The organism is Paraburkholderia sp. BR14320 (genome assembly GCF_040948665.1).
Classification (GTDB): Bacteria; Pseudomonadota; Gammaproteobacteria; order Burkholderiales; family Burkholderiaceae; genus Paraburkholderia; species Paraburkholderia youngii.
Genome location: NZ_JBFPKG010000117.1, coordinates 1 through 5,651, shown reverse-complemented (window position 1 = coordinate 5,651; position 5,651 = coordinate 1). Strand labels below are relative to the sequence as shown.

Here is a 5,651-nt window from a genome sequence, read left to right as displayed (position 1 = left end):
AATCAGCACTTGCGAGAGGAGGTAAAAACAAGGATTCTTGATACCCGTTCGAGCCCCGAATCAGGCGCCTGTCGCTGGCGCCATTACGCCGAAAACACCCGGCTCCTTTACGGCGAAAGGCAACACCGGCGCATTGACTCAGGTTATTTGTTACCGAGCCGAGGCCGTTGCCTCATGTAATTTGCTACCCGTCAGAATGCTGGCGGGAGCGACTTATGGCGAGGCGGCTCAGCATGGCAACACGACGGGAATTGGTCGAAGCGGTCGGCGAGCGGTACCGCCGTTCGGGGCGCGTTGAGAAGTGCGAGATACTGGACGAATTCGTTCAGGTGACCGGGTATCATCGCAAGCACGCTATTCGCGTGCTGTGCCGCGAGCCCGGGCCTTCAAGAACGAAGCCCGGCCCGCAGCGACGCTACGATGACGAGGTGCGTGCCGCGCTGATCACCCTGTGGGAGGCGGGCGATCGGATCTGCGGCAAACGGTTGAAGGCGCTCATCCCAACGCTGATCGACTCGATGACACGGCATGGCCACATGACGCTATCGAAGGACGTTCGCCAGCGGTTGAACCAGATCAGTGCCGCCACCATTGACCGGCTATTACGTGACGTGCGCGAACAGGCTTTTGCCGGTCAACGCCGACGCGCTGGCGGGATCGGAAATGCGATTCGCCGTGCGGTGCCAATCCGGACGTTCTCTGACTGGGATAATCCTCTGCCTGGTTACCTTGAGGTTGATTTCGTCGAGCATTGCGGTGGCACCAAGATCGACGGCGACTTCGTGCACAGCTTCGTCCTGACCGATATTGCGACTGGATGGACGGAATGCCTGGCCATGCCCTATCGAAGCGGTGCGTTCGTTCTCGAGCACGTCGAACAAGTTCGTCGAGCATTGCCATTTCCGCTTCGCGGTCTGGATTGCGATAACGATACGGCTTTCATGAACGAAGCTGTATTCGACTTCTGCAAAGCAACGGGTATCGAGCTGACGCGCTCGCGCGCGTACAAGAAAAACGACCAGGCGTGGGTGGAGCAAAAAAACGGATCAGTCGTGCGCCGTCTCGTCGGATACGGCCGGTTACGTGGACTCGAAGCTACGGAAAGTCTTGCCTCTCTGTACGCGGTCTCGCGTCTGTACATCAACTTCTTCCAGCCTTCATTCAAGCTGAAATCGACGACACGTCATGGCGCAAGGGTCACGAAGCGGTATGAATCGCCCTTGACGCCGCTTGAGCGCGCCTTGCGGTCGGCGTCGGTTCCGGAGATGACCAAACGCAGACTGCGCGCGCAGTTTCGCGCGCTCGACCCGCTGGACCTCTTGAGCCGAATGCGCGAAGCTCAGCAGCACGTCGCGCAATGTAGCGAATCCGGCACGGCGCTGGCGGACGCAAATGCACCTGGTCGTGTTCCTCTCGCGGAATTCCTGGCGAGTCTCGGGACAGCGTGGCAGGACGGCGAGGTAAGACCAACGCATCACCGAAAAGCGCACGTCCCCCACACTTGGCGCAGCCGGGAAGATCCGTTCGAGCACACGTGGCCGACAATACAGAAATGGCTTGAAAGCGAGCCCGGAATTACAGCAAGGAAACTGCATGAACGGCTCGTCGCACTGGCACCGGCGATGTATTCCAGCGCCCAGTTGCGTACGCTGCAACGCAGGGTGAAGGCATGGCGATCGAACCGTGCCAGAGAACTGGTCATCCAGATACTCGGCGACACGGACGCGATAAAGGCTGGCACCGCTACGCGGCACCAGCCTTCATCGCAAAACAATCGGAGAATGACAACTACCCGGGAGTAACATGATCCCGTGAGGCAACACGCCGGCCACGCTGCTTGACGCTCTCTACGCGCAAGCGGCCCAAGCCGAACTACTCGGTCACCAACGCGCACGAGTACAACGAGAGCCTGAAGCGGCGCGGACAGCTCTGCCTGTACTGCCCCGACGGCGACCTGAAGGCGCTGTTCATCAACGACACGCCCTACCAGCAGGGCGTGTCGGGCCAGTCCCAGACTTACAGCGATGCGTACCTCGAACTGATTTTCACGTTCTACCGCCTGTTCAACTGGGGCATGCGGCAGATCACCGGCCATATGCAGGAATTCTGGGCGCTGCGCGGACTGGACATCGCGGTGCCGAGCTTCGGGTTGCTCAGCGAGCGGTTTCGCGCGCTTGAGATTCAGGTCAAACAGCGCTGCCAGCGCGTCGCCGATTGCCTGTCCAGAGGCGAGGCGATCAGTTTGATCGTCGACAGCAGCGGGATGAAGTTTGGCCGGGCCAGCGAATGGCATCGCCAGAAGTACGGCTGCGACGCGAGCCAGACGCCGTGGCGCAAGATGCACCTGTCGATCGACCCGCAGATGAATGTCCACCACATCGCGATCACCGGGGACAACGTCTCCGACGAGGCGGGCCTGAATGCGGTGCTGGCAGTCGAGGCGAACGTCGACTGCGTGATTATCGCGAACCTCGTGAATCTGTGGAACAGCTTCGGCAAGGCCGTTTGCGTCAAAAAGCTCTAGTTGCGTCCGCAACCAACTGCGGGCCTACCCTGCTGAACAAAGCCCCTCATCGGTAAGGCTATTTAGCAAGGATACCTACCGTTTCCGGCGCGCGTACAGTCTACGTTCTGTCAACTTGATAAAGCCGTAAGATTAGTTGCGGTTGCCGCCGAAAATGCCGAGCAGCGCAAGCAGGTTGACGAACACGTTATACAGATCAAGGTAGATCGCTAGCGTCGCAGTGATGTAGTTCGTCTCACCGCCGTTCACGACGCGCTGCACGTCGAACATGATGTAGGCGGAAAAGATCACGATTGCCATGACCGAAACCGTCAGCATCAGTGCCGGCAGTTGCAGGAACACGTTCGCGACCGAAGCCAGCAGGATCACGATCACGCCCATGAAGAGCCATTTGCCGAGGCCCGAGAAGTCGCGTTTGCTGACCGTGGCGATGGTCGCCATGGCCGCGAAGATCACACCAGTGCCACCAAACGCGAGCATGATCAGCGACGGGCCGTTCGAGAAGCCGAGCACGAACGCGAGAATGCGCGACAGCATCAGCCCCATGAAGAACGTGAAGCCGAGCAGTACGAAGACGCCGACGGCGCTGTCCTTGGTGCGCTGAATCGCGAACATGAAGCCGAACGCGATCGCGAAGAACGCCAGCATGCTCATGGCGGGACTGGTGGCGGCAAACAGCGAGAAGCCGGTGGCAAGACCGACCCAGGCGCCGAGCACCGTTGGGATCATCGACAACGCGAGCAGCCAGTAGGTATTCCGAAGTACGCGGTTGCCAGCTGTGAGCGCGCTCACAGCACTATCTCGACCAAAGCTATAATTCCGGTCGTTCACTGCTTCACCTTCGAATGGTTGCGGGTTTCGGGGGGATTCAACGATCGTCCGTTGACGGTGCCAATGATGCATGAAGGGCCCTGCATGGGAAGATGTGCACGGCGAAGTGAGGGTCCGAAGGGCGAAGTGCTCGAGATGGCATCGGCGCGCGTGGCGACGGCGCAATGCGCCGGGGAGGTGAGAACAGGCTGCCCTATTGAGAGTTACGTAAATCATCACATCACCAAAGCTCGGCTTGCTTCCAGCAGGCAACGATAATCGATTTGCGCTTCTGGCCGCTATTGAGCTTGCTTCGAACGGTGTGCTTCAGCTCGGCCAGGTTATCAGCCAGTGCGTGCCGCTTGAGCCAGGCCCAAAGGTATTCGACTGGATTCAGGTCCGGGGCGTAGCCGGGCAGCAGGGATCTGATGTGATGGACGACTCCCGCTACCCAGCGAGCGGTTTATGCCAAAGTGGAGAAGTCGTGACGTCCACGGCAAAGGAGCGTTCATCATGAATATAGCGACTGTTGGACTGGATCTGGCCAAGAGCGTGATGCAGGTTCACGCAGTGAATTCGCAAGGCGAAATCGTTGTACGCAAACAGCTAAGACGCGCGAATGTACTTCGGTATTTTGCTACGCTCGAACCGTGTGTAATCGGCATGGAAGCGTGCGCCTCGTCGCACTACTGGGGCCGTGAACTCACCAAGCTCGGACACACCGTTCGACTGATCGCCCCGCAGTTCGTCCGGCCTTACGTAAAGAGCAACAAGACCGACGCGGCCGACGCGGAAGCAATCTGCGAGGCGATAACGCGACCGAACATGCGCTTTGTACCGCTCAAGACGCAGGCGCAACAGACAGTGCTGTCACTGCATCGCGCACGCACCGGCCGGGTCAAATCACGCATAGCACTTGCCAACCAAATCCGCGGGCTTCTTGGCGAAAATTCGGCATCGTGCTGCCACAGGGTATCCAACTGCTTGGCCAACGGGCCATGGCCGCTCTTTCCACTCGTGACGATGGGCATTCTGAGCCGTTCCGGGCGTTAATCCAGATGCTCGTCGAGCACTTGCGCGAACTTGGCAGCAAGGTGGCTGAGCTCGAAGGTCGTATCCGCGCGATCCGTCGCACGGATGCGCCCGGTCGGCTTCTCGAAACAATACCCGGGATCGGGCCACTTACCGCGTCGGCCCTCGCAGCCTCGATCGGCAACGCCGGATCTTTTCGCAGCGGCCGCGAACTTGCTGCATGGCTGGGTTTGGTGCCGCGTCAGCATTCTTCGGGCGGCACGCCGCGTCTGCTGGGCATCAGCAAGCGCGGCGATACGGCATTACGAACACTTCTGATTCACGGCGCCGGCGCGGTTATTCGTATGGCAGCCAGCAAACCCGAAATGGCTGATTCCTGGGTGATGAAACTGTGTCGACGCCGGCACAAAAATATCGCTGCTGTGGCGCTCGCGGCAAAGAATGCACGGACGGCGTGGGCCATGCTGATACGAAATCAGCCCTTTCAGGCGAACCATGTGCCTACGCCATCCAGCTTGACGGATTGACAAGTCCCGCTATTAGCAGTGAAACAGCGTTCACTTCCAGAGGTTGCTTGAGCAGACTTCAATTCGATGGCGGAACGGTCGGACCGTGGTGGGCCAAACCCGCTTTGCACCAAGGGCAACCAAGCCCGAGGCTCTGATGGGGTACCCATTCGCGGATATTCATCGTGGGCCCGCAGCGAGTGCTGCCAACTGAGCCCGGATACATGGCTGCAACCTCGACCTGATGCCAGAAAACTGAGACTGCTTGACAACAGGGAGTCGTCCATACATGGTGCAAATCGAGCGGGGGCGAATCGGTTAAGGTGTCGGGCTGAACGAATTGGGAACCGACGATGAGCAAGCTGAAAAGCCTGGACGAACTGTTCGCAGGCCGTCACTTTGACCGCGATGTGATCATTCTGTGCGTTCGCTGGTACCTGCGCTACAAGCTTAGCCTGCGCGATCTTGTCGAAATGGCAGAACGGGGTCTGTCGCTGGCGCACACGACGATCCTGCGCTGGGTGCGGCGCTTTGCGCCGGAGTTCGTCAAACGGTGGAACCGCTTTAGCAGGCCCACCGGTCAGTCGTGGCGTGTCGATGAGACCTACCTGAAGATTCGTGGTAAGTGGGTTTACCTTTATCGAGCGGTTGATGGCGTCCGGCCAAGATCCGGTCAAATTGCTATCATAAGCTTTATGGTTATGAAGTCAGAAAAACCTATTCGACTAAGGAATAAGGTGCTTACGCCGTGGACGCCCGCTTGCCGTAGGCGTCGTTGG

The 5,651-nt window shown here is 59.0% G+C and carries 4 protein-coding genes and 2 pseudogenes; 4 read left to right on the top strand and 2 right to left on the bottom strand.

All coding sequences use genetic code 11. The features are described 5' to 3' along the window. Nucleotides 1-215 precede the first annotated feature (215 nt). Nucleotides 216-1,802, top strand: coding sequence for a transposase family protein (locus AB3X89_RS38695; protein ID WP_368587871.1), 1,587 nt, complete (start codon nucleotides 216-218; stop codon nucleotides 1,800-1,802). A gap of 35 nt (nucleotides 1,803-1,837) precedes the next feature. After that, nucleotides 1,838-2,524: a transposase gene (locus tag AB3X89_RS38690; RefSeq protein WP_368587870.1), complete on the top strand. Its 687-nt coding sequence runs from the start codon at nucleotides 1,838-1,840 to the stop codon at nucleotides 2,522-2,524. A 132-nt stretch (nucleotides 2,525-2,656) separates the two neighbouring features. On the opposite strand, the gene AB3X89_RS38685 is transcribed toward AB3X89_RS38690, so the two are convergent. After that, the gene (locus AB3X89_RS38685; RefSeq protein ID WP_368587869.1) at nucleotides 2,657-3,355 is read right to left on the bottom strand and encodes a Bax inhibitor-1/YccA family protein; all 699 of its coding nucleotides are present in this window, start codon (nucleotides 3,353-3,355) and stop codon (nucleotides 2,657-2,659) included. 220 nt (nucleotides 3,356-3,575) lie between these two features. After that, nucleotides 3,576-3,758, bottom strand: a pseudogene (locus tag AB3X89_RS38680) (transposase); the annotation flags it as partial. 89 nt (nucleotides 3,759-3,847) lie between these two features. On the opposite strand from AB3X89_RS38680, the pseudogene AB3X89_RS38675 reads away from it, so the two are divergent. Both AB3X89_RS38675 and AB3X89_RS38670 read left to right on the top strand, forming a co-directional pair. Next, a pseudogene (locus tag AB3X89_RS38675) lies at nucleotides 3,848-4,893 on the top strand (IS110 family transposase). Between the two features lie 332 nt (nucleotides 4,894-5,225). Further along, on the top strand, nucleotides 5,226-5,651 hold a 426-nt coding region (locus AB3X89_RS38670), incomplete at its 3' end, for a transposase (RefSeq protein ID WP_368587868.1).

Coding starts and splice junctions, on each gene's coding strand:
- AB3X89_RS38695 (WP_368587871.1), top strand. CDS start 216: ATGGCGAGGCGGCTCAGCATGGCAACACGACGGGAATTGGTCGAAGCG.